The sequence below is a fragment of the Mesorhizobium sp. B2-4-19 genome, from assembly GCF_006441315.1.
In the GTDB taxonomy this organism is placed as follows: Bacteria; Pseudomonadota; Alphaproteobacteria; order Rhizobiales; family Rhizobiaceae; genus Mesorhizobium.
This window is the reverse complement of sequence record NZ_VFUV01000002.1, coordinates 97618-123939: the sequence shown is the minus strand read 5'-3', so window position 1 is coordinate 123939 and position 26322 is coordinate 97618. Positions and strand designations below refer to the sequence as shown.

22 protein-coding genes are annotated in these 26322 nt (G+C 63.7%); 16 read left to right on the top strand and 6 right to left on the bottom strand.

What is annotated here, in order from left to right:
• Positions 1-41: 41 nt before the first annotated feature.
• The 3 genes from FJ546_RS03850 to FJ546_RS03840 all read right to left on the bottom strand — a co-directional run bounded on the left by FJ546_RS03850 (position 42) and on the right by FJ546_RS03840 (position 6063).
• A complete protein-coding gene (locus tag FJ546_RS03850; RefSeq protein ID WP_140888155.1) occupies positions 42-833 on the bottom strand; it encodes a TIGR02186 family protein in 792 nt (263 codons plus the stop codon).
• Positions 833-1756: a sulfite exporter TauE/SafE family protein gene (locus FJ546_RS03845; RefSeq protein WP_140888154.1), complete on the bottom strand. Its 924-nt coding sequence runs from the start codon at positions 1754-1756 to the stop codon at positions 833-835. Before FJ546_RS03845 ends, FJ546_RS03850 begins: the two co-directional genes overlap by 1 nt.
• A gap of 191 nt (positions 1757-1947) precedes the next feature.
• Positions 1948-6063: an SEL1-like repeat protein gene (locus FJ546_RS03840; RefSeq protein ID WP_140888153.1), complete on the bottom strand. Its 4116-nt coding sequence runs from the start codon at positions 6061-6063 to the stop codon at positions 1948-1950.
• Between the two features lie 453 nt (positions 6064-6516).
• Here FJ546_RS03840 and FJ546_RS03835 point away from each other — a divergent pair, with 453 nt between their 5' ends.
• From FJ546_RS03835 to FJ546_RS03795, 9 genes are all read left to right on the top strand, one after another.
• The gene (locus FJ546_RS03835; protein ID WP_140888501.1) at positions 6517-6978 is read left to right on the top strand and encodes a MerR family DNA-binding transcriptional regulator; all 462 of its coding nucleotides are present in this window, start codon (positions 6517-6519) and stop codon (positions 6976-6978) included.
• 293 nt (positions 6979-7271) lie between these two features.
• Positions 7272-9062 (top strand): acyl-CoA dehydrogenase, encoded by a 1791-nt coding sequence (locus FJ546_RS03830; RefSeq protein ID WP_140888152.1) that lies wholly within the window; start codon positions 7272-7274, stop codon positions 9060-9062.
• A gap of 102 nt (positions 9063-9164) precedes the next feature.
• The gene (locus FJ546_RS03825; RefSeq protein WP_140888500.1) at positions 9165-10334 is read left to right on the top strand and encodes an acyl-CoA dehydrogenase family protein; all 1170 of its coding nucleotides are present in this window, start codon (positions 9165-9167) and stop codon (positions 10332-10334) included.
• Positions 10335-10367: 33 nt separating this feature from the next.
• A complete protein-coding gene (locus FJ546_RS03820) occupies positions 10368-11576 on the top strand; it encodes an acetyl-CoA C-acetyltransferase (protein ID WP_140888151.1) in 1209 nt (402 codons plus the stop codon).
• A gap of 13 nt (positions 11577-11589) precedes the next feature.
• A complete protein-coding gene (locus FJ546_RS03815; protein ID WP_140888150.1) occupies positions 11590-13809 on the top strand; it encodes a 3-hydroxyacyl-CoA dehydrogenase NAD-binding domain-containing protein in 2220 nt (739 codons plus the stop codon).
• Between the two features lie 355 nt (positions 13810-14164).
• The gene (locus tag FJ546_RS03810) at positions 14165-14596 is read left to right on the top strand and encodes a nuclear transport factor 2 family protein (protein WP_181167814.1); all 432 of its coding nucleotides are present in this window, start codon (positions 14165-14167) and stop codon (positions 14594-14596) included.
• Between the two features lie 66 nt (positions 14597-14662).
• Entirely contained in the window at positions 14663-14830 is a 168-nt protein-coding gene (locus tag FJ546_RS03805) for an RNA-binding protein (protein ID WP_246686740.1), read from the top strand.
• A gap of 121 nt (positions 14831-14951) precedes the next feature.
• A complete protein-coding gene (locus tag FJ546_RS03800) occupies positions 14952-15590 on the top strand; it encodes a helix-turn-helix transcriptional regulator (RefSeq protein ID WP_140888147.1) in 639 nt (212 codons plus the stop codon).
• A gap of 9 nt (positions 15591-15599) precedes the next feature.
• Complete coding sequence (locus tag FJ546_RS03795; protein ID WP_348641955.1) at positions 15600-16460, top strand: thermonuclease family protein; 861 nt, start codon at positions 15600-15602, stop codon at positions 16458-16460.
• Here FJ546_RS03795 and FJ546_RS03790 read toward each other — a convergent pair.
• Entirely contained in the window at positions 16426-18072 is a 1647-nt protein-coding gene (locus FJ546_RS03790; protein WP_140888145.1) for a lysine--tRNA ligase, read from the bottom strand. The two genes, FJ546_RS03795 and FJ546_RS03790, sit on opposite strands and share 35 nt — an antisense overlap.
• Before the next feature lie 173 nt (positions 18073-18245).
• Between FJ546_RS03790 and FJ546_RS03785 the strand changes: the two genes are divergently transcribed.
• Positions 18246-18659 carry a tellurite resistance TerB family protein gene (locus FJ546_RS03785; protein ID WP_140888144.1) on the top strand — a complete coding sequence of 138 codons (414 nt, stop codon included), beginning with the start codon at positions 18246-18248 and terminating at the stop codon, positions 18657-18659.
• Positions 18660-18690: 31 nt separating this feature from the next.
• On the opposite strand, the gene FJ546_RS03780 is transcribed toward FJ546_RS03785, so the two are convergent.
• On the bottom strand, positions 18691-19542 hold the full coding sequence (locus tag FJ546_RS03780) for a transporter substrate-binding domain-containing protein (RefSeq protein ID WP_140888143.1): 852 nt from the start codon (positions 19540-19542) through the stop codon (positions 18691-18693).
• Between the two features lie 260 nt (positions 19543-19802).
• Here FJ546_RS03780 and FJ546_RS03775 point away from each other — a divergent pair, with 260 nt between their 5' ends.
• The 3 genes from FJ546_RS03775 (at position 19803) to FJ546_RS03765 (ending at position 22032) form a co-directional block, all read left to right on the top strand.
• Positions 19803-20534: a LuxR family transcriptional regulator gene (locus tag FJ546_RS03775; protein WP_140888142.1), complete on the top strand. Its 732-nt coding sequence runs from the start codon at positions 19803-19805 to the stop codon at positions 20532-20534.
• Positions 20535-20632: 98 nt separating this feature from the next.
• Entirely contained in the window at positions 20633-21271 is a 639-nt protein-coding gene (locus tag FJ546_RS03770) for an acyl-homoserine-lactone synthase (protein WP_095771883.1), read from the top strand.
• Positions 21268-22032, top strand: a complete 765-nt coding sequence (locus tag FJ546_RS03765; protein WP_246686739.1) for an enoyl-CoA hydratase-related protein — start codon at positions 21268-21270, stop codon at positions 22030-22032. Before FJ546_RS03770 ends, FJ546_RS03765 begins: the two co-directional genes overlap by 4 nt.
• A gap of 58 nt (positions 22033-22090) precedes the next feature.
• On the opposite strand, the gene ppk2 is transcribed toward FJ546_RS03765, so the two are convergent.
• Positions 22091-22999 carry a polyphosphate kinase 2 gene (gene ppk2 / locus FJ546_RS03760; RefSeq protein WP_140888141.1) on the bottom strand — a complete coding sequence of 303 codons (909 nt, stop codon included), beginning with the start codon at positions 22997-22999 and terminating at the stop codon, positions 22091-22093.
• Positions 23000-23112: 113 nt separating this feature from the next.
• Between ppk2 and FJ546_RS03755 the strand changes: the two genes are divergently transcribed.
• From FJ546_RS03755 to FJ546_RS03745, 3 genes are all read left to right on the top strand, one after another.
• Positions 23113-24378: an ATP-binding protein gene (locus FJ546_RS03755; RefSeq protein WP_140888140.1), complete on the top strand. Its 1266-nt coding sequence runs from the start codon at positions 23113-23115 to the stop codon at positions 24376-24378.
• Between the two features lie 108 nt (positions 24379-24486).
• Positions 24487-25212 (top strand): phosphate signaling complex protein PhoU, encoded by a 726-nt coding sequence (gene phoU / locus FJ546_RS03750; RefSeq protein ID WP_095771886.1) that lies wholly within the window; start codon positions 24487-24489, stop codon positions 25210-25212.
• 97 nt (positions 25213-25309) lie between these two features.
• A complete protein-coding gene (locus FJ546_RS03745) occupies positions 25310-26317 on the top strand; it encodes a magnesium and cobalt transport protein CorA (RefSeq protein WP_140888139.1) in 1008 nt (335 codons plus the stop codon).
• Positions 26318-26322: the final 5 nt, after the last annotated feature.

Sequence of the window (26322 nt, the reverse complement as noted above, 5' to 3'; positions counted from 1 at the left end):
TCTATAGCATGACGCGGGAAAGGGAAACCCCTTTTGGCCGCTCAATCCTTGCGGAAGATCAGCCTGCCGAGCCAGCCCGTCAGCATGGCCAGCGATATGGCGAAGACGCCGTAGAGGAAGGAGTAGTCATGGGCGACCCGGAAGATCGACTGTTCGAAGCCGGACTTGCGGATTTCGAGCTGGGCTGAGCTCTCCTTGATGAACAGGCCGCTCTTGAACAGGAAGGCGCGGGCTTTATGGGTTCCAACCGGCACATTCGGTGCCAGCCTGACGGTGGCGCGGAACAGGTTCTGCGACAGGAACTGCACGCCGCCGACATTCTCGCTGTAGAGGCCGGCGGCGCCCTTGCGTTCGCGCAGCGCCGCGGTGAATTCCTCGATCGTCGCCGGGCCGTCGCCGGCGTCGGCGGGCTGCATATAGAGGTTGGAGGCGCCGAGCGACAGCTGCTTGTAGCTGTTCGGCTCGGTGATGTCCTGCAGCGGCCGCGTCGTCGCCACCGAATAGGAGACCGGCACGTTCTCGAAGGTTTCGGAGTCCAGATTGACCCAGACGCCGAGCACCCGGTCCTTGCGGCGTACCACCACCGGCTTGGGTGGCCCTTCGAGCACGACGATGACGTCGTAGCGGCCCTGGCGGGCGACCAGCGGGTCGGGATTTTCCAGCGAGCCGAAGATGGTCAGGTCGGCGCCGGAAAAGCCGGCGGTGATCGAGACATTGTCGGTGGAGAGACCGATCTGGATGCCTTCCGTCAGCGGCGTCTGTGCCTTTGCCGGCGCGGCGGCGGCAAGCAGTGACAGGAGTATGGCGGCTGCGAATGCTTTCGGGCCCGCCATCAGTTGAGGCCCGCGCTGGACAGCGAATAGAGATTGGGCGGGGTGACGAAAAGATCGATGGCCAGCCTGATCGCCACGGCCAGCACCAGCAAGGCCAGCAGCGCCCTGAGCTGCTCGCCGCGCAGCCTCTGGCCGGCCTTGGCGCCATATTGCGCGCCTGCGACGCCGCCCGCCATCAGCAGGAAGGCCAGCACGACGTCGACCGTCTGGTTCGTGGTGGCGTGGACCAGTGTGGTGTAGGCGGACGTGAAGATGATCTGGAACAGCGAGGTGCCGATAACGACATTGGTCGGCACTTTGAGCAGATAGATCAGCGCCGGCACCATGATGAAGCCGCCGCCGACACCCATGATCGACGACAGGAAGCCGATGCCGGCGCCAAGGCCGAGCACCGGGATGACACTGACGAACAGTTTCGACGCCCTGAAGCGCATCTTCAGCGGCAGCCGGTGGATCCAGTTGTGCTGGCCGGATTTCTTTAGCACCGGCGCGGCGCCGCTGCGTGTGGCGCGCAGCGCATTGATGCTTTCGACCAGCATCAGCCCGCCGACCGTGCCGAGCAGCACGACATAGAGCAGCGAGATGAACAGGTCGAGCTGGCCAAGTCGGCGCAGGAAGGCGAACACGTAGATACCGGCGGTGGAGCCGACAATGCCGCCGGCCAGAAGCACGCCGCCGAGCTTGAAGTCGAGCGTGCCCCGCTTCATGTGCGAAAGCACGCCCGAGACGGAAGAGGCGATGACCTGGTTGGCGCCGGTGGCGACCGCGATCGCCGGGGGGATGTTGTAGAAGATCAGGAGCGGCGTGATGAGAAACCCGCCGCCGACGCCGAACATGCCCGACAGGAAGCCCACCGCAGCGCCCATGGCCAGCAGCACGAAGACGTTGACGGAAATTTCCGCAATCGGGAGATAGATGCCCACCCGTCAGTCTCGATCAGTTTGCCTGTCGGCGAATACAGCCGTTCTGGGCAGTCTCGCACCGAAAAGCCAATTTTTCCTTGCGCCGACGCGGCGGCGGGGTCAAACCCCGTCGCCGCGCCGAAACAAAAAATATCTCAATCAGTTAACAGGCAAATGTGTGGCAAGAGCGTCGTGGAAACGACGCTTCTCTGTTATTTGCGCGCCAGCAGCGCCCGCACCAGTTTTTCATCGACGGCGCCGGTCGCCGGCAGCTTGTTGTCGGTCTGGAAAGCGATGATCGCGTTCTTGGTCTTCTCGCCCATGACGCCGTCGGCGCCGCCGGCGTCATAGCCGTTCTTGTTGAGGATGAGCTGGATGTTCTTGACCGCCTTCTTCATGTCGATGCCGGCGGTCGTCTGCGGCGTGCCTTCCTGCCAGGATTCGGGAATGTCGGCCGAATTGGTCGCCGCGTTGAGCGGCTTGGCCTTCCACAGTTCGGTCGCGGCGCGCGCCCGCTCGAGCTGTTCGGGCCGCAGCGCATTGGCGATCTCGTCGCGCTTGGCGGCAGCGTCCTTGTCGCCGGTCTTGGCGACGAGAGCGAACCATTTGTAGGATTCCTCGAGGTTCTGCTTCATGCCGACGCCCTTGGCGGCCAGGATGCCGAGATTGAACTGGCTGTCCTTGACGCCGAGATCGGCGGCCTCCTGGAACCAGTGCGCGGCCGATTCATTGTCGGTCACGCCATCGGCGGCCATGGCGAACAGCACGGCCAGATTGTGCATGGCGCTGGCATTGCCCTGCTCGGCGGCCAGTTGGTACCAGGTCTTCGACTTCTTGATGTCGCGGGCGACGCCGATGCCCTTCTCATAGAAATTGCCGATGCGGTATTCGGCCGGCGCGAAACCGAGTTCCGCCGATTTTTCGTACCATTTGGCGGCTGCCGCCATGTCTTCCTTGACGCCGCGCGATTCCGCGTAGCGCGAGCCGATCTCGAACAGCGCCTTGGCGTCGCCACCAGCGGCGGCGTCGCGCAGCGCCGCCGGTCCGGCATCGGCCGGAATGTCGAACTTAGCCGCGGCTGCTGTCGCAGGGGCAGCCGTCGGTGCAACGGCGCCGGTCGTGTCCTTGGCGATGGCGTCGTTGGCCGCCGTTGCGGCTGCGACCGGCTGGGTATCGGTGTCCGTCGCTTGCGCACCGCCGGCAGCAGCGGCCGGCTCTGAAGCCGTCGCATCCATCGGCGTCGCGGCAATAGGCGCAACTGGTGCTGGAGCGGCCGAAGCCATGGGACCGGAAGAGGCGGTAGAAGCAGCCGGGGCGGCAGCGGGCTCTGCGACCGGCGCCGTATTCGCCATGGCGTCCGTGTCCGACGGCATCGCCAGGGCGGTCTGCGCTACCATGTCGTCCTTGGTCGTGGACGCGGATTGCTCGGCCTGCCTGACGGCACGGCCCGGCGCATTGTCCTTCGCTGCCGGCTGGGCTTCCGCCTTCGGCTGGCTCGCCGTGTCGACGGACGCCGCCTGCACCGGCTGCGCGGCAACGATCGGTGCGGCGTCGTTGTTTGCCACCTGAACGGGATCCGAGAGGAACGCCTTGCCGAGCTGCAGGCCGGCAAGCGCCAGCATGATCGCCGCCGCAGCCATCAGGATCGGCTTGCGCCGCGCCTTGAGCAGGTCGCCGATCCTGAGCGCCTTCACCGGGCCTTTCACCGTCGACTGGCGCTTCAGGGCGTCGGCCTCCGCGGCGGCGGCCTGCGCCGCGCGCCGCGCGGCTGCGATGAAATCCGATTTGGCGGCGTCGCTTTCGCCAAGCTTTGCCGGCTGGCCGCGCTCGTCGCGAACCCGCTTCATGATGGCATTGAGGTCGGGCGCGCCGGAGCCTGGCTCCAGCGGGCGGTTGGCCACTTTCGGGTCGAGCGGCTCGTCGAGATCGACAGTCGGAATATCGCCGCTCGGTGGCGAACCGGCCAGCGGCGGGACGTCCGCCGCCGCCTTCTTGCCCTTGAAGGCGCGGGCCAGCCCGCCGAACATCGATTTGCGGCCTGCCGGCTGGTCCTTCTCGGCGATGGTACCGGAACCGAGTGCGGCCATGGCGGCGGCGGCGGCGGCTTCCGCCGGCGTTCGTGTGCCCAGGTCGCCACGCGTACTCAGGTCGCCACGCGTACCCAGGTCGCCACGCGTACTCAGGTCGCCACGCGTACCCTCGTTACGCATTATGGCGGCGGCGCGGCCATCGAGATCGGCCATGTCGCCGGTCAGCGGCATCGGCTCGTCTATATCCATCGACGGCGCTTCGATAGCCATCTTGGCGGTTCGTGGGCGGCGCTTGCCGGCTGCCTCGTCCTGGCGCGTGGCCAGAAGCTCGCTCACCGCTTCGGACGGCTCGTTGGTTTCCAGCGAACCCAGCCTGTCGACGATCTTGAGCAGCGTGTCGTGGATGGCCTCGAAAGTTCGCGAATTGCGCTCGTCGGAGCGCCGCGTCAGCGTTTCCAGCGTTTTCAGGTCTTGGGCGAGTCCGGAAACCGCCGACGCATTGGCGTTCGACCCGGCCAGCGAACGCACCGCGTTCTCGGCCGCTTCGCGTGCCGCGCCGAGGATGGAATCGCGGGTTCCGGCCAGCGCCTTCTCGATTTCGTCGAGGCGCGGGCTGATGTCCTCGAATTCCGGCAGCGGCGTGCTGGGCCTGGACAGATGGGCGGACAGGCCGGCGACCTGTGCCTCCAGGCTGCGGATCAGCGCCGGATCGATGCCGGCCACCTGGGCCGCCGAGGCGTCGAGCCGGCTGGAAATGTCCTCGAGCCGGCTTTCCAGTCCACGGATCGCCGCTTCGCCGGCGGGATCGGCGGCGCGGGTCTCCATGCGCGTGGCGAGTGCGGCGAAGCGGGCGTCGATGGCTTCCATGATGCCGGCGCTGTCGATTTGCGGCGCGAGGCGCTGGTCGAGCCGGTCGGCAACCTCGTCGAGACGGCGCTCGAGATCGCGAAACAGCATGTTGCCCTGTTCGATGGCATCGCCCTGGCGGCGTTCCATCATGCCGGACAGCACGTCGAAGCGCTGCTCGAGCCCGTGGAAGATGTAGTCGGCGTCGGGCATGGCCGGCGCCTGGTCGATCTTGTCGGCGATGAGGGTGATCTGCTTGGCCAGCCGTTCCATCGCCTGTTCGGGCAAATTGGCGCGGCCGGCGAGTTCGTCGACGCGGCTCGACAGCGTGCTCAGGCGATCCATGACCGCGTTGCCGGGACGATCCTGCGCCACTTCCTCGATCTGCCGGGCGAGCGAGTCGATGCGCTTCTCGATACGGTCGAAGGCTTCGTGGTCGACGGAATTGGCCTGTGCCGCGACGGTCGAGGCAACGATGGCGCGGGAAATCTCGTCCAGCCGCTCGTCGATCATGGCAAGCGTGTCGCCGCCACGATTGTCCTGCTGGCCCGCGAAGTGTTCGACGGCGCCGGCCAGCGTGCGCACCTTTTCCTCGAGCGAGCGCAGCGACAGAGATTCAGGCAGATTGTTGACGGCGTTGCTGATCTGCTCCAGCCGGTCGGTCAGGGCCGAAAGGGCGGGGTCGTCGGAGCGCTTGCGCTGGTCGGCGTCGACGCGGTCCTCGAAAGCCGTCCAGCGGCGGTCGAAATCGTCCCAGCGGCGGTCGACCTTCTGCACGCTCTCCTCGCGCGCCAGCGTGTCGAGCGCGGCCTTCACCTGCTCGAGCTCCAGCCGCAGCATGTTGACGCTTCTGTCGTCGCTTTTCTCCGACAGCGACTTTATGGCGCCGGAAAGCCGTTCGAATTCGACGCCGAGTTCGGCACTGCCCTTGCCCGCTGTGCCGGTCCTGGCGTTGGCCTGGAAGGCGCGGTCGATATCCTTGCGTAGTGCATCGAATTCGCGCTGCAGGCCCGCCGTCATCTGGTGGCGCAGTTCCTCGCGCATGCCGCGCAATTCGCCGGCGATCTTGCCAACCATGGCGACGCTGTCTTCCTGGCCGCGCACGCGGTCGATGTCACGGGCGATGGCCTGGTAGTTCTGGTCGAAGCCGGGGGCCGGCACCGGGCTCTGCGGGCGCGCCGCCGGCCGCGGATCCTCATACCAGCGCTGCTGAGCGGTTGGCTGGGCGGCGGGATAGAGCGGGTCGACGGCGGGATAGCGCGGCTCAGTGGCTGGATAGCGCGGGTCCGCGCCGTATTGGCGCGGAGCGGGACGTGCCGTCACCTCCTCGCGGGTCTGCCCCAACCGCTGTTCCAGGGTCTCCAGCGAGCGGTTCAGTTGCTCGAGCGTGGTCTGCGGCTTGCGCTGCCTGCCGGCGTTGAGTGTGTCGAGATAGGACCGCTTGCTGTTCATCGGTGCGTCCGTCTTTCAGATTGGCCGGCTTGCGACCAGCTCCCCAAGTCCCTGCCGGAACGAAGGCGACCGCGCTTCCACGGTGGAAGACAAGCTTCCCGGGGTTTCACCCGCGCTCCGAAAAACCGTGAAAAATTCGATACAGGATAAACACGGGTAGCCGACGCGCCCACATTTCCCCCAACGTGGTAAACAACGCGTTAACCAAGCTTAAGAAGTTGGAAGGAAGTTCGCTCTCGCTGCCATGGTGCGGCATAAAGCACCTTCACAGAACGCCCCTTGCGTCATGAGGCGGCTATCGGTATAGAATTGACGTAAACGTAAAAGGCGCATTTGAGTGTGCTGTTTGCGATTTTGTTTGTCGAAACCACGGCCGGAAGCACGCCCCCGCTTCCAGTCAGGCGACGCATGGTCCAGGACCGCGGCGCCACCAGACGGGGAAAGCCAGTGACCATGAAGCTTATCTCGGCCGGCGAGACCGCGGCCAATACCAATAATGTATCTGTCGAAGCCGGCGAGGACCTCTCCCGCATCGGCGAAATGGCCAAGAAATACGGCGTGACGCTGCGCACGCTGCGTTTCTACGAAGACAAGGGCCTGCTCAACCCCCAGCGCGACGGCTCCACCCGTCTCTACACGCGCCGCGACAAGGCCCGGCTGAAGCTGATCCTGCTCGGCCGCAAGGTCGGGTTCTCGCTGCGCGACGTCAAGCAGATGATGGATCTCTACGATCCGACCGGTTCCAACACCAAGCAGCTGCGGCTGGCGCTGGACAAGTCGGAGAAGCAGCTCGCCCGCCTGCAGAAGCAGCGGGCGCTGATCGACGACGCCATCAACGAGCTCTCCGGCTCGATGTCGGCGGTGCGCCAGATGTTGGCCGAGCGCACGGCGCCGCAGGCAAGCGTCGCGAGCTGAAGCAATCTACAGGTTCCGACTCCGTCGGAGCCTCGACCATCAAAGCCGCGTGGCTCTGCCGCGCGGCTTTTTCGTTGCCTGCATCTGCCTGACTGGTTCCTTCGGCGCTGGCCTGGGTGACGTCGCGCCGCTAGCTTCACCAAGCTGGGTTAGGCGGGAAATCTTGTCGCATAGCAAGAATTGACGTTTACGCAAACGTCAATTTTTGCTATCCCGGCTTCAACACGGGTCCGCATGCCGCCCCGACATCAATTCGGGAGCTTCGGACCAGGTCCGCAGGGTGGAGAAAAAGCATGCCGACATACAGGGCGCCGGTCCAGGATACGCTGTTCGTGCTCAACGAGGTGCTGGGTTATCAGCGCTATTCGAACGTTCCCGGATTTGCCGACGCGACGCCAGACGTGTTGGAAGCGATCCTGGCCGAAGGTGCCAAGCTCGCCGAAAACGTCATGCATCCGCTCAACCGCGTCGGCGACATGGAAGGCTGCGTGCGTCACGACGACGGCTCGGTGACCACGCCCAAAGGCTTCAAGGAGGCCTTCGACCAGTACCGCGAAGGCGGCTGGATGGGGCTGGCGGCGCCGGTCGAGTTTGGCGGCCAGGGCCTGCCCTATGCCGTGCACACCGCCGTCGCCGAATACATGGTCTCGGCCAACATGTCGCTGATGATGTATCCGGGTCTGACCCAGGGCGCCATCGCGGCGATCATCACCCACGGCACCGACGAGCAGAAGGCCAAATGGCTGCCGAAGATGGTCGAGGGTTCCTGGACCGGCACCATGAACCTGACCGAACCGCATTGCGGCACCGATCTCGGCCTGCTGCGCACCAAGGCGGTGCCGAACGGCGACGGCACCTACAAAATCTCGGGCCAGAAGATTTTCATCTCGGCCGGCGAACACGACATGTCGGACAACATCGTCCATCTGGTGCTGGCCCGCATCGAGGGCGCGCCGGAAGGCGTCAAGGGTATCTCGCTGTTCATCGTGCCGAAGCTCAAGCTCGATGCTGCGGGCAATCCGGGCGAACGCAACACGCTCTCCTGTGGCTCGATCGAGGAGAAGATGGGCATCCACGGCAATTCGACTTGCGTCATGAACTATGACGAGGCCGAAGGCACGCTGCTCGGTGAGGAGAATGGCGGCCTCAAGGCGATGTTCACGATGATGAACGAGGCCCGCCTCGGCGTCGGCCTGCAAGGGCTTTCGCTGTCGGAGATCGCCTACCAGAACGCCGTTGCCTACGCCAAGGACCGCTTGCAGGGCCGTTCGCTCTCAGGCGCCAAGGCGCCGGACAAGAAGGCCGACCCGATCATGGTCCATCCTGACATCCGCCGCTCGCTGATGACCATGAAGGCCTTCAACGAGGCCGGCCGTGCGCTGGCGCTGTGGACGGCGATCAAGTCCGACATCGCGCATCGCTCCGCCGACGACAAGGACCGCCAGGCGGCCGACGACTACACCGGCCTGATGACGCCGGTGGTCAAGGGCGTGCTCACCGATAAGGGCTTCGATCACGCCGTCATGGCGCAGCAGGTGTTCGGCGGTCACGGCTATATCGAAGAGCACGGCATGAGCCAGTTCGTGCGCGATGCCCGCATCGCCATGATCTATGAAGGCGCCAACGGCATCCAGGCGCTCGACCTCGTCGGCCGCAAGCTCGGCCTGAATGGCGGCCGCGCCATCCAGGCCTTCTTCAAGGAGGTCGGCGAATTCTGCGAGGAGAACCGCGCCGACGAGAAGATGGCGCCCTTCACCAAGGGGTTGAAGAAGGGCCTGAACGATCTGCAGGCGGCGACCATGTGGCTGGTGCAGAACGGCATGGCCAAGCCCGACAATGCCGGCGCGGCCTCGACCGACTATATGCATCTCTTCGGCCTTGTTGCACTGGGCTACATGTGGGCGCAGATGGCCAAGGCAGCTCAGGGCAAGACCGGCGCCAACGGCACCCAGTCCTTCTACGACAACAAGGTGGTAACGGCGCGCTTCTTCATGGAGCGGATCATGCCGGAGACGTCGGCCCATCTCGCTCGTATTTCGAGCGGCGCGGACACGCTGATGGCCCTGCCTGCGGAAGCGTTCTAAAGATGGTTGCCCTCTCCTTCGGGGGAAGGGTCGGTTGAGGCCAGCGTGACGTGCGCCGGCCTCAACGCTGACTATGCGCTCTGGGAGGAGTACCATATCCACATGACCAGCCCCGCCGAAATACTTGGCCTTCCCAAGCCCGCCTGGGCGGCGGACGAGGTCGGCATGCTCTACGACATGGCAACCCGGTTCATGTCCGAGGAAATCGCGCCGCGCTACGACGAGTTCGAGAGGAACGAGATGGTCGACCGCGAGAGCTGGCGCAAGGCCGGCGCCGCCGGCCTGCTCTGCGCCTCGATGCCGGAGGAATATGGCGGTTCCGGCGGCACCTTCGCGCATGAGAGCGCCATCATCGAGGCGATCGGCCATGTCGGCGTCGACGGTTTTGGCATCGGCCTGCACAATTCGATCGTCGCCCCTTACATCCTTCACTACGGTTCGGAAGAGCAGAAGAAGAAATGGCTGCCGAAGCTCGCCACCGGCGAGCTGATCGGCGCCATCGCGATGACCGAGCCGGGCGCCGGTTCCGACCTGCAAGGCGTCAAGACACGGGCCGAGAAGGACGGCAACCAGTACAGGATCAATGGTTCCAAGACCTTCATCACCAACGGCCAGCTGGCCAACTTCATCATCGTCGTCACCAAGACCGATCCGGAAAAGGGCGCCAAGGGCACCTCGCTGATTGTCGTCGAGACCGACGAAGTCGAAGGTTTTGAGCGCGGCCGCAACCTCGACAAGATAGGCCTGAAGGCCAACGACACGTCGGAACTGTTCTTCAACGACGTGCGCGTCCCGACCTCGAACCTGCTCGGCCACGAAGAAGGGCAGGGCTTCATCCAGCTGATGCAGCAATTGCCGCAGGAGCGGCTGCAGATCGGCACAGGCGCCATTGCCATGATCGAGCGGGCGCTGGCGTTGACCATCGACTACGTCAAGGAACGCAAGGCCTTCGGCAAGGCGATCATCGATTTCCAGAACACCCAGTTCAAGCTGGCCGAGCTCAAGACCGAGGCGACGATCGGCCGCGTCTTCTACAATGACTGCGTCACCCGCCACATCAATGGCGGCCTCGATCCGGTGACGGCCTCGATGGCCAAATACTGGCTGAGCGACCTGCAGGGAAAAGTCGTCGACGAATGCCTTCAACTGCACGGCGGCTATGGCTACATGAATGAATATCCGATCGCCCGCATGTTCCGCGACGCCCGCGTCCAGCGCATCTACGGCGGCACCAACGAGATCATGAAATTGCTGATCGGACGCTCGCTCTGAGAGCGGCGACCGGCAAACCCAAGGAGCACGAAAATGGCCGAAGCTTACGTCTATGACGCCGTGCGCACGCCGCGCGGCAAGGGCAAGAAGGATGGATCGCTGCATGAAGTGCCGGCGGTGCGGCTTGCCGCCAAGACGCTGGAAGCGCTGCGCGACCGCAACGGGCTGGACACCGGCACCGTCGACGACATCATCTTCGGCTGCGTCGATCCGGTCGGCGAAGCGGGTTCGGTCATTCCGCGCGCCGCCGCCTTCGAGGCCGGCTACGACACCAAGGCGCCTGGCATGCAAATCTCGCGCTTCTGCGCCTCCGGTCTCGACGCCATCAATTTCGGCGCCGCCAAGATTGCGCACGGCGCCGACGAGATCGTCATCGCCGGTGGTGTCGAATCCATGTCGCGCGTCGGCATGGGTGCCTCCGGCGGCGCCTGGTTCATGGATCCTTCGGTCGGTCTGCCCGGCTGGTTCGTGCCGCAAGGCATCTCGGCCGATCTGATCGCCACCAAATACGGTTTTTCCCGTGACGACGTCGACGCCTATGCGGTCGAAAGCCAGAAGCGGGCCGCCAAATCCTGGTCCGACGGCCGCTTCAAGAATTCGGTGATCCCGATCAAGGACCAGAACGGCTTGACTATACTGGACCATGACGAGCACATGCGGCCTTCGACCGACATGCAGTCGCTGGCCTCGCTCAACCCGTCCTTCGTCATGCCCGGCGAAATGGGCGGCTTCGATGCGGTCGCGGTGCAGAAGCACCCCGAGGTGGAAGAGGTCAACCACGTCCACCACGCCGGCAACTCGTCCGGCATCGTCGATGGCGCGGCGGCCGTGCTGCTCGGCTCGAAGAAGGCCGGCAAGGCGATGGGTCTCAAACCCCGCGCGCGCATCCGCACCTTCGCCAACATCGGCTCCGAACCGGTGCTGATGCTGACCGGCCCGGTCGATGTCACCGAGAAGCTCCTGAAGCGCGCCAAGATGAAGCTGTCCGACATCGACCTGTTCGAGCTCAACGAGGCCTTCGCCTCGGTGGTGCTGCGCTACATGCAAGCCTTCGACATCCCGCACGACAAGATCAACGTCAATGGCGGCGCCATCGCCATGGGCCATCCGCTCGGCGCCACCGGCGCGATGATCTTCGGCACGGTGCTGGACGAACTCGAGCGCCGCGATCTGAACACTGCGCTGGTGACGCTGTGCATCGGCGCCGGCATGGGCACCGCAACGATCATCGAACGCGTCTGACGGGAGAGAAACAATGAGCTACATCAATTTCACCCTCGACACCGACGCTGACGGCATTGCGCTCGTCACTTGGAACATGCCGGATCGCTCGATGAACGTGTTCACCGAGGAGGTGATGGGCGAACTCGACAAGATCATCGACCAGGTGGTGGCCGACGCCAGCATCAAGGGTGCGGTGATCACCTCGGGCAAGGACAGCTTCTCCGGCGGCGCTGATCTGACCATGCTGCAGAAGATGCTTGCCGTGTTCGCCAGGGAAAAGACCAAGGATCCGGAGAAGGCGGCAAAGCTCCTGTTCGACAATGCCGGTCGCATGGGCGGTCTGTGGCGCAAGCTCGAAACATCGGGCAAGCCCTGGGTATCGGCGATCAACGGCACCTGCATGGGCGGCGCCTTCGAGTTGTCGCTGGCCTGCCACGGTCGCGTCGCCGCTGATTCAGACAAGGTCAAGATGGCCTTGCCGGAAGTCAAGGTCGGCATCTTCCCCGGTGCCGGCGGCACCCAGCGCGTGCCGCGGCTGACCGATCAGCAGCAGGCGCTGCAGATGCTGACCTCCGGCCAGAGTCTCTCGCCGCAGAAGGCGAAGGCCATGGGCCTGATCCACGAGATCGCCGAGCCGGCCAAGCTGGTCGAGACGGCAAAGGCCATGATCAGGAACGGACTGAAAGCCGTCCAGCCCTGGGACGAGAAGGGCTTCAAGCTGCCTGGCGGTCAGATCTATTCGCCGGCCGGCTTCAATCTGTGGCCGCCGGCCATCGCCATCCTGCGCCGCGAAACCTATGGCAATTATCCGGCCGCCGCCGCCATCCTGAAATGCGTCTATGAAGGCCTGCTGGTGCCGTTCGACACCGCGCTCAGGATCGAACAGCGCTATTTCACCGAGATCATGCAGACCAGGGAAGCGGTGGCGATGATCCGCTCGCTGTTCGTGTCGCTGCAGGAACTGAACAAGGGTGCCCGCCGTCCGGACGGCGTGCCGGAAACCAAGTTCAAGAAGATCGGCATTCTCGGCGCCGGCTTCATGGGCGCCGGTATCGCCTATGTCACGGCCAAGGCCGGCATTCCGGTGGTGCTGCTCGACCGCGACATGGAGTCGGCCGAAAAGGGCAAGGCGCATTCGGACAGCCTGGTCTCGGATCAGGTCAAGAAGGGCCGCGCCAAGCCGGAGGAGAAGGACAAGCTCCTGTCGCTGATCACGCCGACAGCCGACTATGCCGATCTTGCCGGTTGCGACTTGGTGGTCGAGGCGGTGTTCGAGGATTCGGCCGTCAAGAAGGCCGCCACCGAACAGGCGGAAGCCGTGCTGAAGTCGTCCGCGATCTTCGCGTCGAACACCTCGACCATTCCGATCACCTCGCTGGCGAAGAATTCGGCGCGCCCGAAGAGTTTTGTCGGCATCCACTTCTTCTCGCCGGTCGACAAGATGATGCTGGTCGAGATCATTTTGGGCAAGAAGACCGGCGACAAGGCGCTCGCCACCGCGATCGACTTTGTCCGAGCCATCAAGAAGACACCGATCGTCGTCAACGACACGCGCGGCTTCTACGTCAACCGCTGCGTGCTGCGCTACATGTCGGAAGCCTACAAGATGCTGATCGAGGGCGTGCCCGCGCCGATGATCGAGAATGCGGCGAAGGCCGCCGGCATGCCGGTCGGTCCCTTGGCGCTGACCGACGAGACGGCGATCGACCTTGCCCAGAAGATCATGAAGCAGACCATCAGGGATCTCGGGGACAAGGCCGTCGACCCGAAGCAGATGGCGCTGATCAACACCATGGTCGACGACCATGGCCGCTTCGGCCGCAAGAACGGCAAGGGTTTCTACGATTATCCGGCCAAGCCGGCCAAGAAGAAGCTGTGGCCGGGGCTGAAGGACCTCTATCCGCAGCTTGCACCCGAGAAGGTCGATTACGAGGAGCTGCAGCAACGGCTGTTGGTCACCATCGCGCTGGAAGCGGCGCGGGTGATGGAGGAAGGCATCGTCACCGATCCGCGCGAGGCCGATGTGGGCTCGATCCTGGCCTTCGGCTTCGCGCCCTACACTGGCGGTGCGCTGTCCTATATCGACGGCATCGGCGCCAAGCAGTTCGTCAAGATCGCCAAGGGCCTGCGGAAGAAATACGGCGCCGAGTTCAAGGCGCCCAAGCTGCTACTCGACATGGCCGAAAAGGGCGAAACCTTCTACCAGCGCTTCGATCCCTACGCCAAGGGCGACGTGAAACAGGCCGCCTGACGCCGGCCGAAACACAAAGACTGGCCGACACACAAGGGGACGCCATAGCACGTTCATTTTGCGCATGATGGCCACGGCACGCAGCCGTGGCCGAGCGGATGTTCATAACTTCCCATCAGGGCCTGCGGCCGGATAGGCTGATCTCCGACCATCGATGTCCGACCGCTGAAACCGCGCCCTTCGCGCGGCCAAGGGCGCGCCGTCTGGGGGCGGCACGCAGTTTTGTTAGCGATCCGCCAGTTGCGCCCGGGTAGTGTCTCAGTTTGAAATCCGGCGGCCTTTACGCGCTGCTCGCTCTTGCCCTTCCGATGCGGTATGATTTTGTTTGCGAAAGCCAAATTTGATGGGCATTGGAATGTTGTCCTCCGACCTAACGAATGTCATCGAACAGGATCATCTGGCCGTGAGTGCTTTTGTTAAGGGCGATCCTGAGCCCCTGAAAAGCCTGTATTCGCGACGCGATGACGTGATAATCGCGAACCCGTTCGGTCCGCCGGCCAGGGGATGGACAAAGGCTGCTGAGACCATGGATCGAGCTGCCACCAACTACCGGGATGGCGAGGTCATCGGCTTTGAGCGAATCGCCGAGTACGCGACGGCAGACTTGGGCTATATCATGGAGATCGAGCGGGTCCGATCCAAGGTTGGCGGCGCCGATAAACTGGTGCCGATTGCGCTTCGGACCACCACTATTTTCCGGCGGGAGGATGGCGTGTGGAGGATCGTTCTACGTCACGCCGATCCTATCACGTCGGGACGGCCAGCGGCGTCGGTAGTTGGGCAGTAGAAGATACCGACCGGACCGAAAGGTCAAAAGCGCCCCGCCGATGTGATCGGCGATGCCGTCCGCGTCATGCGCATTGCTACCGGCGAGGAAGCCGACGATCTGCAGGTCGACGGCAAGAGCGCCGCCGCCAAAGAGCTTGATTCGAAGGGTGGCAAGAAGCGCGCCGAGAATATGACGCCAGAGCGGCGCGCCGAGATCGCGAAGAAGGAGGCGGAAAGCCGCTGGAAGCGCTAGGCGCGCCCCTCTCGCCATTGCCGCTCCGCAAACTAAGACACTACCTGCGCCCGGTGGACATGGCGGCGAATGCGCGTTAGACAGGAGAGGCATTTTTTCCTGTCTGGAAGGAGAGCACGACATGCTCTCGCACGACCGCGTCTGGGCCGCCATCGATGCTCTTGCCGAGCGCTATTCGCTTTCGGCGTCAGGTCTGGCGAGGCGCGCGGGCCTCGATTCGACCGCCTTCAACAAGTCGAAGCGCCTGTCCTCGGATGGCCGGCCGCGCTGGCCCTCGACCGAATCACTGGCCAAGATCATCGAGGCGACGGGTGCCTCGCTCGACGAATTCACCGGGCTGATCGAAGGCCGCATGGGCGCCGCGCCCGCCTACAGGCGTTCCGTGCCGCTGCTCGGCTTTGCCCAGGCCGGCGCCGGCGGCTTCTTCGACGATGCCGGCTTTCCGGCCGGGCAGGGCTGGGATCTGGTCGAACTGCCGGCGCAATCGACCGAAAGCTCCTATGCGCTGCAGGTGCAAGGCGATTCCATGCTGCCGCTCTATCGCAATGGCGACGTCCTCATCGTCGAGCCGGGAGCCATCACCCGCAAGGGCGATCGCGTCGTCGTCAAGACCACATCGGGCGAGGTGATGGCCAAGGTGCTCGAGCGCCAGACCGTCAAGTCGATCGCGCTGGTCTCACTCAATCCCGATCATCCCGACCGCGACATTCCCATGCGCGAGGTCGAATGGGTGGCGCGGATTGTCTGGGCAAGCCAGTAGGTCGGGCTGGTGCGGGTACCCCATCTCATTGTGGCGGTTCTGATGATCCCGGTGATGGCGGCCCTGGTCGTCGCCGGCGGCCGCGCGCTGAGGGGAAGCCAAGGCACCGTCGCGGTGGATCAGATCGATCCCGGCGTGGACACGATCTCTCAGGCCGGCACCGATGCCGGGTCTGACGAGCCGGCCACCTCAGCCATTCCCGCGCCGGCCGTTCCGCCACCGCCAAAGCCGGCGGTGCATTCGCGGGCGATCGATCCGGACGTCGTCGCGCCGCCGGAACTGCGCGCCGGGGAACTCGAGCGGGTCGAGCCGCGCCAGCCGCTGAGCAAGCTGGCGCTGGCCATGCCGCCCAAGCCGAAGATGCCCGATGACTGGAATGGCACCAAGCTGTTCCAGCCGGTCGCGACAGCCGCCGGCCTGATCGAGGCGAAAGGCTATTCGGTCGCGATCTCCGGCGTCGATGTCGTCGGGCAGGACGAGACCTGCACCACCGACGGCAAGTCCTGGCCGTGCGGCATCCGTGCGCGCACGGCGTTCCGCGCTTTCCTGCGCGGCCGTGCCGTGGTCTGCACGGTGCCGCCCGAAGGCGGCCGCGACCGCATCGCGGCGGAATGCCGGATCGGCAAGCAGGACGTCGGCCAATGGCTGGTCGACAATGGCTGGGCGCGTGCCGCCAAGGGCGGACCCTATGTCGCGGCCGGTGAAAAGGCGCAAGGCGCGAAGAAGGGCATTTTCGGGTCGGCGCCGAACCTGGCCGGCATATCAGCGATTCCGCCCGTGCCAGCCCCGGCGCCTCAGGCGCCGGGCTCGATCCTGGAAGAGGTCGACGGCGTCCTCAAGCCAGCTGACCAGCCAGCGCCTGCTGAATGAGCGCGCGGGTCTCGGCGACGCCGTAGAGCGCGGCGAACGAGCCGAAGCGCGGACCGCGCTCCTGGCCGATGAGCACCTGGTAGATCATCTGGAAGAAGGCGCCCGAAACGCCCGGGCCGCCCTCAGGGCTCTGCTTGGAATGATCCTGGTAGCGTTCGATCTTGCGCGCCACGTTGAGCGAAGCGTTCTGGATCGCTTCGCCGCCGGCATCCGCCGGCAATGCACCAAGTGCCGCGTCCAGGGCCTCGAGCGCGTCGCGCTCGACTTCGTCGGCCGCACGGAAGGTCTTCGTCGGCCGCACGAAATCGTCGAAATAGCGGATGGCGTGGCCGACCAGCTGGTCGAGTTCGGGATGCGTCTTTGGCGTCACGCCTTGCGTATGGCGCGAGATGAAGCCCCACAGCACGTCCTTGTTCTGCGCATTGGAGGCGCTCACCAGGTTGAGCAGCAGCGAGAATGGCACCGGCATGTCGATATCAGGCGGATTGCCGTCATGCATGTGCCAGACCGGATTGCCCAGCCGCTCCTTCCAGTCCTGCCTGGGGTAGGCGCCCAGGAAGGTGTAATACTCGTCCACCGCCCTCGGAATGACGTCGAAATAGAGCTTCTTGGCCTGCCGCGGCCGCTGGTACATGTAGAGCCCGAGACTTTCGGTCGGCGCATAGGTCAGCCATTCGTCGATGGTCAGGCCGTTGCCCTTCGACTTCGAGATCTTCTGGCCGTTTTCGTCGAGGAACAGCTCGTAGACGAAATGCTCCGGCGCGCGCCCGCCCAGGATGTTGCAGATGCGGTCATAGACCACCGCGTTGGTCTGGTGGTCCTTGCCGAACATCTCGAAATCGACGCCAAGCGCTGCCCAGCGCATGCCGAAATCCGGCTTCCACTGCAGTTTCACCCGGCCGCCGGTGATCGAAAGCGTGGTCTCGGTGCCTTCATCGTCGAAGGTGATGGTGCCGGCCTTGGCGTCGACATGCTTCATCGGCACGTAAAGCACACGGCCGCTCTTCGGGGAAATCGGCAGGAACGGGCTGTAGGTCGCCTGCCGCTCCGGCCCGAGCGTCGGCAGCATCACCGCCATGATCTTGTCGTAGCGCTCGGCGGCGCGCAGAAGCATCGCGTCGAAACGGCCTGACTTGTAGTACTGCGTCGCGCTGGCGAATTCGTAGTCGAAGCCGAACGTGTCGAGGAAGCGGCAGAGCATCGCATTGTTGTGGTCGGCGAAGCTCGCATAGTCGCCGCCGAACGGATTGGGGACCGAAGACAGCGGCTTGTGCAGATGCGGCTCGAGTGCCGCGCGATCCGGCACGTTGTCGGGTATCTTGCGCATTCCGTCCATGTCGTCGGAGAAGCACAGCAGCTTGGTGGCGACCTTGTCCTGTGTCAGCACGCGGAACGCATGGCGCACCATCGAGGTGCGCGCCACCTCGCCGAACGTGCCGATATGCGGCAGGCCCGACGGGCCATAGCCGGTCTCGAACAGGATCGTTTCGGGAAAGTCGCTGCCTTTGTGGCGCTCGATGATCTTTTTGGCTTCCTCGAACGGCCATGCCTTGCTCTCGGCCGCTGCCGCCAGCAGTTCGGGGTTGAGATCGATTGTGTTTGATCCCGCCATGGTCGTGTTTTCCAAATTGTTCGCCGGCCAGATCATTCGCCAGCATGGTCGCAGTGTCGATTTTCAACCGGTCCTCTAGGCGCGCATGGCCGGAGCGTCAACGCGTGGGGCGCTTTTTCCTTGCGACCTTCGACCCCCGTTCCTACCTTCGAAACCCGTTCAAGGAGTAAAGAATGCCGTCGCCGACCCCACATGAAGCCCTGATCTACCTGATGGTCATCACCTCGGCCTCCGACCGCGACATGACCGATGTCGAACTGGCCCGGATCGGCGACGTTGTCCGCTCATGGCCGGTGTTCGAGGATTTCAAGCAGGATCGCCTGGTTCCCGTCGCCCAGGCTTGTCAGAAGCTGCTGCAGGAAAAGGATGGCCTCGAGGGTGTCCTGGCCCAAATTGCCGAAGCCCTGCCGGAGCGCCTGCGCGACACCGCCTATGCCGCCGCCTTCGAAGTGGCCGCCGTAGATCTCGAAATGCGCATGGAGGAAGTCCGGGTGCTGCAGTTGATCCGCCGCAAGCTCGATCTCGACACGCTGACCGTCGCCGCCATCGGCCGCGCGGCAAAGGCGCGGCTGCGCACCCTGACCTGAATCTCAACAAACGCTGGGCCGTGCTCTGGAATCAGAAAAAGCTGACCGGGAAGTAGCGCAGGTAGAATTCGGCGAAGGTGCCTTTCATCGAGATCTCCTGCAGCGCGTAATCGATCGCGGCGGCCAGCGCCGGATTGTCCGTCCGTGTGGCGATAGCCATGCCCGTGCCCAGATATTCGGGCGCCAGATAAGGACCGCCGGCAAAACGGCAGCACCCGGCTGCATCCGAGCCGCCCAGCCAGAAGGCGAAACGCATGCCGTCACCGAAGGCCGCATCGATCTTGCCCGCCTTGAGATCGCTGTAGAGGGCTTCCGGTCCGTCGAAGGAGACGATTTGGACCGTGCTGAAATAGTCGCGCAGCATGCGCTCATGCGCCGAGCCGGCGAGAACGCCGACGCGCTTGCTGCGCAGCTTGTCGAAGACCGGTTCGGCAAGTGCCTTGTTCTTCGGCGTGATGAAGCGCGCCGGAAACTGCAGATAGGAGCGCGAGAAGGCGTATGTCTGGCGCGATTGCGGCGTCGCGGCGATGCCGGCGATGATCGCTTCGCCTTCGCCTTTCTCGAGGGCCCCTTCAAGCTCGCCCCAGGGCAATGCCTGGATCTGGCATTTGTCGGCAATGCCGAGTTCGGCGCAGATGGCGCGCGCCAGATCGATGTGGAAACCGGACAGTTTTCCCGCGCCGTCGAGGAAATTGAAGGGCGGAAAATCCGTGGTCGTCAGGAATCGCAGCCGTGGCAGTGCCGAGAGGTCGGGCTTCGGCAACCGCTCCTTGGCGTCCCATAATACCGGTACCTGCGGTTCGGCCGCGCGCGCCCCAGGAGCCAATGGCAGTGCCGCGATCAGCAGCGACGCCAGGACCAGGAACCTCCATTGGAACGCCACGATAGAACTCCGCCGCCCTCGTGTTCGCACCGGTTTTGGTACGAAAATGGGACAGGCACAATGGTTTTTGATTTCAACGCGCCAATTTCAGGCTATGCTTTAGCACGTTTGCAAACAGCGGTGGCTGCCCTGGTTGGGGGACCAGGGTCGAGAACCACAACCGAGAATGTGCGCGTTGCAATCCGTGGTCGGTGGCCAAATGCAGACAACGCATGGACCATCGATCTCAATGCATGAGGCAACATGGGGTTAATGTTGCGATGGGTCAATTCGATCGCACGCTGGAATACATAGACCAACTGCAGCATGCCGGAACGGCGGCGGCGGTCTGCGAGAAACTTTTGGGCATAACGTCGGATTTCGGCCTGACCGCGCTGATGGCGGGAACCGTTCCGCAGCCAGGTACACCGAGTGGGCAGCAAAAGCAGCATGTGCTGCTTTGCGACTGGCCCGTCGAATGGCTGGAGCGCTACGTGGCGCGCAACTATGTCGATCACGATCCGGTGGTCAGCCACATGAAGCAGCTGCAGGCGCCGTTCCAGTGGCGCGAGGCCGCCCAGGGCATCAGCTTCGACAAGAGCAGCGATGAGGTGATGGGCGATGCCGGCGCCTTCAAGCTGCGCGACGGGCTGGCCTTCCCGCTGATCACGCTCGATGGCCAGATCGTCATGGTGTCGCTGGGAGGCGAGGCCGTGCAGCTGTCGGCGGCCGAGTTCGGCCTTGTGTCGCTGGTCTCGACCTATGCCGTTGGCCGCGCCATGCAAATCCACACCATGGCGACCAAGACCATCGACCATATAGAACTGACTCCGCGCGAGCGCGAATGCCTGCAATGGGCCGCCGTCGGCAAGTCGGAATGGGAGATTTCGCAAATCCTCGGCATCTCCGAACACACGTCGGAGAAACATCTTCTTAACGCCAAAAGCAAACTCGGTGCCGTCAACCGGGTCCAAGCCGTCGCCGAAGCGATAAGGCGCGGCTACATTAGTTAGGTCGGCCGTGCCGACCTAGAACTTCTTGCCTACGTGATCACGCAATTTTCTCGTTGAGGCACGGCCGTATCTTCCTCTTAAACCCAGGAGACGACGGCATGCTTTTTTGTCTTACAACTCAGGAATTGATGGAACGTCCCGACCTTTGGGAGGCCGTCCATCGTCTACGCTACCAGATATTTGTCGAGGAGATGGGGTGGGAGGACCTGCGGCGGCCGGACGGATTCGAGGTCGACCAGTTCGACCATGACGAGGCGGTGCATCAGATCGTCATCAGAGGCAACGAAGTCGCGGGCTATCAACGGATGTTGCCGACCACGCGGCCCCATCTGCTGACGGAGGTCTTGGCTGACCTTTCCGAAGGAACGCCACCATCGGGCCCCAACATCTGGGAATTGACCCGCTACGCGGTGGCTCCCGGCTTTCGCGATGGTCGTCGCGGCGTCTCGACCGTCGGAACCGAATTGATCGCCGGCTTCGTCGAGTGGGGGCTGAAGCGCGGTGTCGACAAGGTGATCATCGAGTTCGAGCCGATGTGGGTGCTGCGCGCCCTGCAGCTGCATTTCCTGGCGACGCCGTTGGGCTATCAGCGCACCTATGGCAATCAGCAGGTCGTGGCGACCCTGCTCTCCTTCAATGAGCACACGCTGGACGTTGTGCGTTCGCGCCGCAACCACCACGCTCCCGTCCTGGCCCGGGGATATCCCGACATGTTCGGCCAAAGGAGGGCGTCATGAGGTTGGAGACCGCCATGAACCCGCACCCGCAACCGGAACTGCGCAACCACACGCTGATCGTCACCGTGTCGTCGAGTGACGGCCGGCCGGTGCTCGACAGAAGGGCCTATGAAAGCCTTGCCAGGACGTTCCATGAAGCCGCCGACAATGACGAGGTCCGTGTCGTCGTGCTGCGTGGCCTGGCAGGCTGCTTCTGCCTCGGCGGCGACTTTTCCGAATTCCTCGACGCCACCAAGCACCAGAAGCTGATCGCCGCCGTCACCGACATGTTCCGCACGCTGGCGACATTCCCCAAGCCCATCCTCGCCTGCGTCGACGGCGATGCCGTCGGTGTCGGCTGCACCATCCTGTTCCATTGCGATATGGTGATCGCCTCGAATGAAAGCACGTTCCGGGTGCCGTTCGTCGATTTCGGCCTTGTGCCGGATGCGGCGACCAGCATCCTGGCGCCGCAGAAGCTCGGCTATGCCGGCGCCTTCCGCTTCTTCTGTCTCGGCGACACGCTCCACGCCGAGGACGCCAGGGCACTAGGCCTCGTCGCCGAGATCGTGCATGACGGCGTGGAGGAAGCGACACTCGGCCGCGCCAGGCAGCTCGCCAAGAAGCCGGTTGCCGCCCTGCTGCAGACCCGCGGCCTGCTCAAGGGCAACACCGGCGCGCTGTGCGACCGCATCGACCAGGAGATATCGCTGTTCCAGCAGGCGTTGCAGGACGACACCACGCTGCGGCGCCTGCAGCGGATCGCCCGGCTCGCGGCCTGAGCAACCGCGTCAAGAAGCCACGCGCCGCGCTGCCCGGTGGCCGGCGGCGCGGGAAGGCCTAGCCTTCCTTGCCGAGGAATGACGGCCCCTCGTCGATGATCTTCTTGTCTTCCTTGCCGATGATATCGAGATCGCGCCCCTCATAGGGTACCGACAACAGGATGCGCCGCATCACCGCCAACCGCGCGCGGCGCTTGTCATTGGCCCGCACGATGATCCATGGCGCGAACGCCTTGTGGGTGCGCTCGAACATGGTGTCGCGCGCCTTGGTGTAAGCGTCCCATTTGGTGATGCCGGCGACATCGATCGGCGAGAACTTCCAGCTCTTCAGCGGGCTGTAGCGGCGATCGTGAAAACGCTCGAGCTGCGTTTCCCGGCCGATGTTCAGCCAGAATTTGAAGAAATGGATATCGTCGTTGACGATCATCCGTTCGAAATGCGGCGTCTCGTCGAGAAACTTCTCGTGCTGTTCGGGCGTGCAGAAGCCCATCACCGGCTCGACGCCGGCGCGGTTGTACCAGGAGCGGTCGAAGGTGACGAATTCGCCCGACGTCGGGAAATGGTCGACATAACGCTGGTAGTACCATTGTCCCAGCTCGGGCGGGGTCGGCTTGGTCAGCGCCACGTTGCGCGCCGTGCGCGGGTTGAGATACTGGTGCACCACGAAGATCGTGCCGCCCTTGCCGGCGGCGTCGCGGCCCTCGAACAGCGCCATCACCCGCTTGCCGGTCGCCTGCAGCCATGCCTGCGCCTTCACCAGCTCGATCTGCAATTTCTCGAGCGTCTCGTCATAGTCGTCGCTGTTCATCTTCTTGTCGTAGGGGTAGCCGCCCGCGGTCAGCTTGTTGTCCTCGACCCAGTCCGGGAGCTCGGGATTCTCGATGTCGAACTCCCGCTCCTTGCCGTCGATCCTGATCTTCAGCGGACCTGACGCCGGTGTTGCGGGATTTTCCTTGGCCTTTTTCATCGAGACGAACCCTTTCCAGCTTACGGACTCATGCTATTGGGAGCCTCCATGCCGGTCTAGCAGGAAGTTGCCATACGGCCGGACAGCGCCCGAGAGGGCTATAGGACGCGCGGATGGCTGAGCAAAGCGCAGAGCAGGCAAGTGTGGCGCAAGCCATGGCCATCCGGCTGTGGAACAGCCGCTGGCTGCTTGTGGCCGGTGTCGTCGCGGTTCTGACAGCTTTTGCTTTTGCCGATATTTCCGCCTACGTGCTGGTGCCGGCGCTGCTCCTGTTGCTTGTCGCTGCGATGCTGCCGGCCGCAGGCCTGCGCCAGTCCGGCGAGAATGCCGCCGCAATCGAGGCGAGCGGCCTGCAGCGCCTGTCGGGCGAATATCTGGCGGCGGCCGTCGCCGATCCGCTGATCATTTTCGACCGCTCCGCCACCATCGTCCATGCCAACGCCGCCGCCTTTGCCGCTTTTGGCGGCATCGCACCGGGCCTGTCGCTGCCGCTGAAATTCCGGGCGCCGGAAATGCAGACGCTGCTCGACAGCGTGCTGTCGGGCACGATCGCCTCCGATGTCGTCGACTATACCGAAAAGCTGCCGGTCGAACGGGCCTACCGGGTCAGCGCGTCCTCGGTCGGGCACGGCACCGACCTCTATGTGCTGGTGTTCAAGGACCAGAGCGAAACGCGCAGGATCGACCGCATGCGCGCCGATTTCATCGCCAATGCCAGCCACGAATTGCGCACCCCGCTCGCCTCGATCGCCGGTTTCATCGAAACGCTGCGCGGACCGGCCCGCAACGATCCGGCGGCGCGCGAGCAATTCCTGCAGATCATGCAGAACCAGACCGGCCGCATGGCGCGCCTGATCGATGACCTGCTGTCATTGTCCCGGCTGGAGATGAAGCCCTATCTGAAGCCCGGAACCGAGGTTGACCTGCGCCAGACCGTCGACAGCGTGATCGATTCACTGGCCCCGCTTGCCCACGAAAACAGCGTCGTCATCGAGCGTGATTTCGCCAAGGGACCCCTTAATGTGCCGGGCGATCGCGACGAGCTGTTCCAGGTTTTCGAGAATTTGCTGGAAAACGCCTGCAAATACGGCCAGTCGGGCGGCCGTGTCGTGGTGTCGATCGCGCGCGCCGATGACGGTTCCGAACCCGGCATCGACGTCACCATCCGGGATTTCGGTCCCGGCATTCCCGAGGAGCACATTCCGCGCATCACCGAGCGCTTCTACCGCATCGATGTCGAGACCAGCCGGACCCAGAAAGGCACGGGCCTTGGCCTGTCCATCGTCAAGCACATCCTGACGCGCCACAATGCCAGGCTGACGATCAAATCCGAGGTCGGTAAGGGCGCCGCCTTCTCGGTTCATTTGCCGACGCACTGATAGTGCCCTAGTTTCCCCTGGAAGCATTTCTTTTTTCTGTCATCCGGCTAGCGTATCAGCGGGGATTCGAGGAAACGACTCAAGAACCCGTGGGAAGGCATTTCATCCATGCAGTCCGTGCACATAATGAGCGCCTTTGACGAGGAGCTGAAATATCTGTCGAAGCGCATTGCGGCGATGGGCGGCCATGCCGAGCGCATGGTCGAACAGGCGGTCGCCGCCCTCGTCAATGCCGATCCAGGGCTGGCCCAGAAGGTCATTAACGACGATGCAGTGCTGGATGAGGGACAGCGCGAAATCGACGACAAGGCGATCATCATCATCGCCAAGCGCCAGCCGATGGCGACGGACCTGCGCGAGATCGTCGGCGCCATCCGCATTTCGGCTGACCTAGAACGGGTCGGCGACCTCGGCAAGAACGTCGCCAAGCGGGTGGTCGCCGTCACCGACGGCCGCCAGCCGACCAGCCTGTTTCGCGGCCTGGAGGCCCTGGCCAATCTGGCGCTGACCCAGCTCAAGGAAGTTCTCGACGTCTACGCATCGCGCTCGGTCGACAAGATCGGCTTCGTGCGCGACCGTGATGATCAGATCGATGCCATGTACACGTCGCTGTTTCGCGAATTGCTGACCTACATGATGGAAGATCCGCGCAACATCACGCCCTGCACGCATCTTCTGTTCTGCGCCAAGAACATCGAGCGCATCGGCGATCATGCGACCAATATCGCCGAGACCATCTATTACATCGTCACCGGCGACCAGATGCCGGCCGAGCGGCCGAAAGGCGACAAGACGGACAAGATCAGCCTTTCGGCGCCGCTTCCGGCGAAATGAACGTTCATCCTCTCGAACGCCAGATCATATTGCGCTAAACTATCCCGGCGTTAAGCTTCTCAGGCCTTGATAAGGGGCCTGCTTTCAGGAGGCTGCGATGGAATATGTCCGAGAGTTCAAGCCCGCGGCGCCGACATCAGGCATCATCGCCTCCAGTGTCTACACGGCCGGGCGGCGTATTGCCGACATTCCGATCGAGGAAGCCGGCGAATGGGCCAAGAAATCAGGACATGTCGTCTGGATCGGGCTGCTCGAGCCGGATCGCGAGCTTCTGTTGCGCGTTCAGGCGCAGTTCCATCTGCATGAACTGGCGATCGAGGATGCAGAGCATCCGCACCAGCGGCCGAAGATTGAGCAATATGGCGATGCGCTGTTCATCGTCGCCCGCACCGCGCAATTGATCGAAGGACGGGTGACTTTCGGCGAGACGCATCTGTTCGTCGGCTCGGGCTACATCGTCAGTGTCAGGCACGGCCCGTCGACCTCCTACGCCGCCGTGCGCCAGCACTGGGAAAGCTGTCCGCATTCGCTGGCCAAGGGCGAGGACTTCGTCCTCTATGCCATTCTCGATTTCATCGTCGACAACTACATGCCGGTGCTCGAGCAGATCGAGGACGAGGTCGAGGTGATCGAGGACCGGGTGCTTTTGAAGCCGATGACCGGTCCCGATATCGAGCGGCTCTACATGCTGCGCCGCGATCTGCTGCGCCTTCGCAATGCGGCGCTTCCGCTGGTGGAGGTCTGCCGCCGCCTGACCAGCGCCGACCTGCCGCAGATCCATTCGGCGATGCACCCGCTGTTTCGCGACGTGACCGACCACATCCGCACGGTCCAGGAAAAGGTCGACAGCCTGCGCGAGGTGCTGGCCTTTGCCTTCGAAGCGAGCCTGCTGGTCGGTCAGAGCCAGGAAACGGCGATTTCCAAGAAACTCGCCTCATGGGCGGCTATATTGGCGGTGCCGACGGCGTTCGCCGGCATCTACGGCATGAACTTCACCGACATGCCGGAACTGAAGATGGAATATGGCTACCCCATCGTGCTGGCCACCATCGCGACGATCTGCGCGTTTCTCTACTGGCGTTTTCGCAAGAATGGGTGGCTGTGAAAGGA

What these genes read in the sequence shown, in the direction of transcription:
- FJ546_RS03850 (WP_140888155.1), bottom strand. Translation starts at nt 833, where the DNA reads ATGGCGGGCCCGAAAGCATTCGCAGCCGCCATACTCCTGTCACTGCTT.
- FJ546_RS03840 (WP_140888153.1), bottom strand. Translation starts at nt 6,063, where the DNA reads ATGAACAGCAAGCGGTCCTATCTCGACACACTCAACGCCGGCAGGCAG.
- FJ546_RS03835 (WP_140888501.1), top strand. Translation starts at nt 6,517, where the DNA reads ATGAAGCTTATCTCGGCCGGCGAGACCGCGGCCAATACCAATAATGTA.
- FJ546_RS03830 (WP_140888152.1), top strand. Translation starts at nt 7,272, where the DNA reads ATGCCGACATACAGGGCGCCGGTCCAGGATACGCTGTTCGTGCTCAAC.
- FJ546_RS03825 (WP_140888500.1), top strand. Translation starts at nt 9,165, where the DNA reads ATGACCAGCCCCGCCGAAATACTTGGCCTTCCCAAGCCCGCCTGGGCG.
- FJ546_RS03820 (WP_140888151.1), top strand. Translation starts at nt 10,368, where the DNA reads ATGGCCGAAGCTTACGTCTATGACGCCGTGCGCACGCCGCGCGGCAAG.
- FJ546_RS03815 (WP_140888150.1), top strand. Translation starts at nt 11,590, where the DNA reads ATGAGCTACATCAATTTCACCCTCGACACCGACGCTGACGGCATTGCG.
- FJ546_RS03810 (WP_181167814.1), top strand. Translation starts at nt 14,165, where the DNA reads ATGTTGTCCTCCGACCTAACGAATGTCATCGAACAGGATCATCTGGCC.
- FJ546_RS03805 (WP_246686740.1), top strand. Translation starts at nt 14,663, where the DNA reads ATGCGCATTGCTACCGGCGAGGAAGCCGACGATCTGCAGGTCGACGGC.
- FJ546_RS03800 (WP_140888147.1), top strand. Translation starts at nt 14,952, where the DNA reads ATGCTCTCGCACGACCGCGTCTGGGCCGCCATCGATGCTCTTGCCGAG.
- FJ546_RS03790 (WP_140888145.1), bottom strand. Translation starts at nt 18,072, where the DNA reads ATGGCGGGATCAAACACAATCGATCTCAACCCCGAACTGCTGGCGGCA.
- FJ546_RS03785 (WP_140888144.1), top strand. Translation starts at nt 18,246, where the DNA reads ATGCCGTCGCCGACCCCACATGAAGCCCTGATCTACCTGATGGTCATC.
- FJ546_RS03775 (WP_140888142.1), top strand. Translation starts at nt 19,803, where the DNA reads ATGGGTCAATTCGATCGCACGCTGGAATACATAGACCAACTGCAGCAT.
- FJ546_RS03770 (WP_095771883.1), top strand. Translation starts at nt 20,633, where the DNA reads ATGCTTTTTTGTCTTACAACTCAGGAATTGATGGAACGTCCCGACCTT.
- FJ546_RS03765 (WP_246686739.1), top strand. Translation starts at nt 21,268, where the DNA reads ATGAGGTTGGAGACCGCCATGAACCCGCACCCGCAACCGGAACTGCGC.
- ppk2 (WP_140888141.1), bottom strand. Translation starts at nt 22,999, where the DNA reads ATGAAAAAGGCCAAGGAAAATCCCGCAACACCGGCGTCAGGTCCGCTG.
- FJ546_RS03755 (WP_140888140.1), top strand. Translation starts at nt 23,113, where the DNA reads ATGGCTGAGCAAAGCGCAGAGCAGGCAAGTGTGGCGCAAGCCATGGCC.
- phoU (WP_095771886.1), top strand. Translation starts at nt 24,487, where the DNA reads ATGCAGTCCGTGCACATAATGAGCGCCTTTGACGAGGAGCTGAAATAT.
- FJ546_RS03745 (WP_140888139.1), top strand. Translation starts at nt 25,310, where the DNA reads ATGGAATATGTCCGAGAGTTCAAGCCCGCGGCGCCGACATCAGGCATC.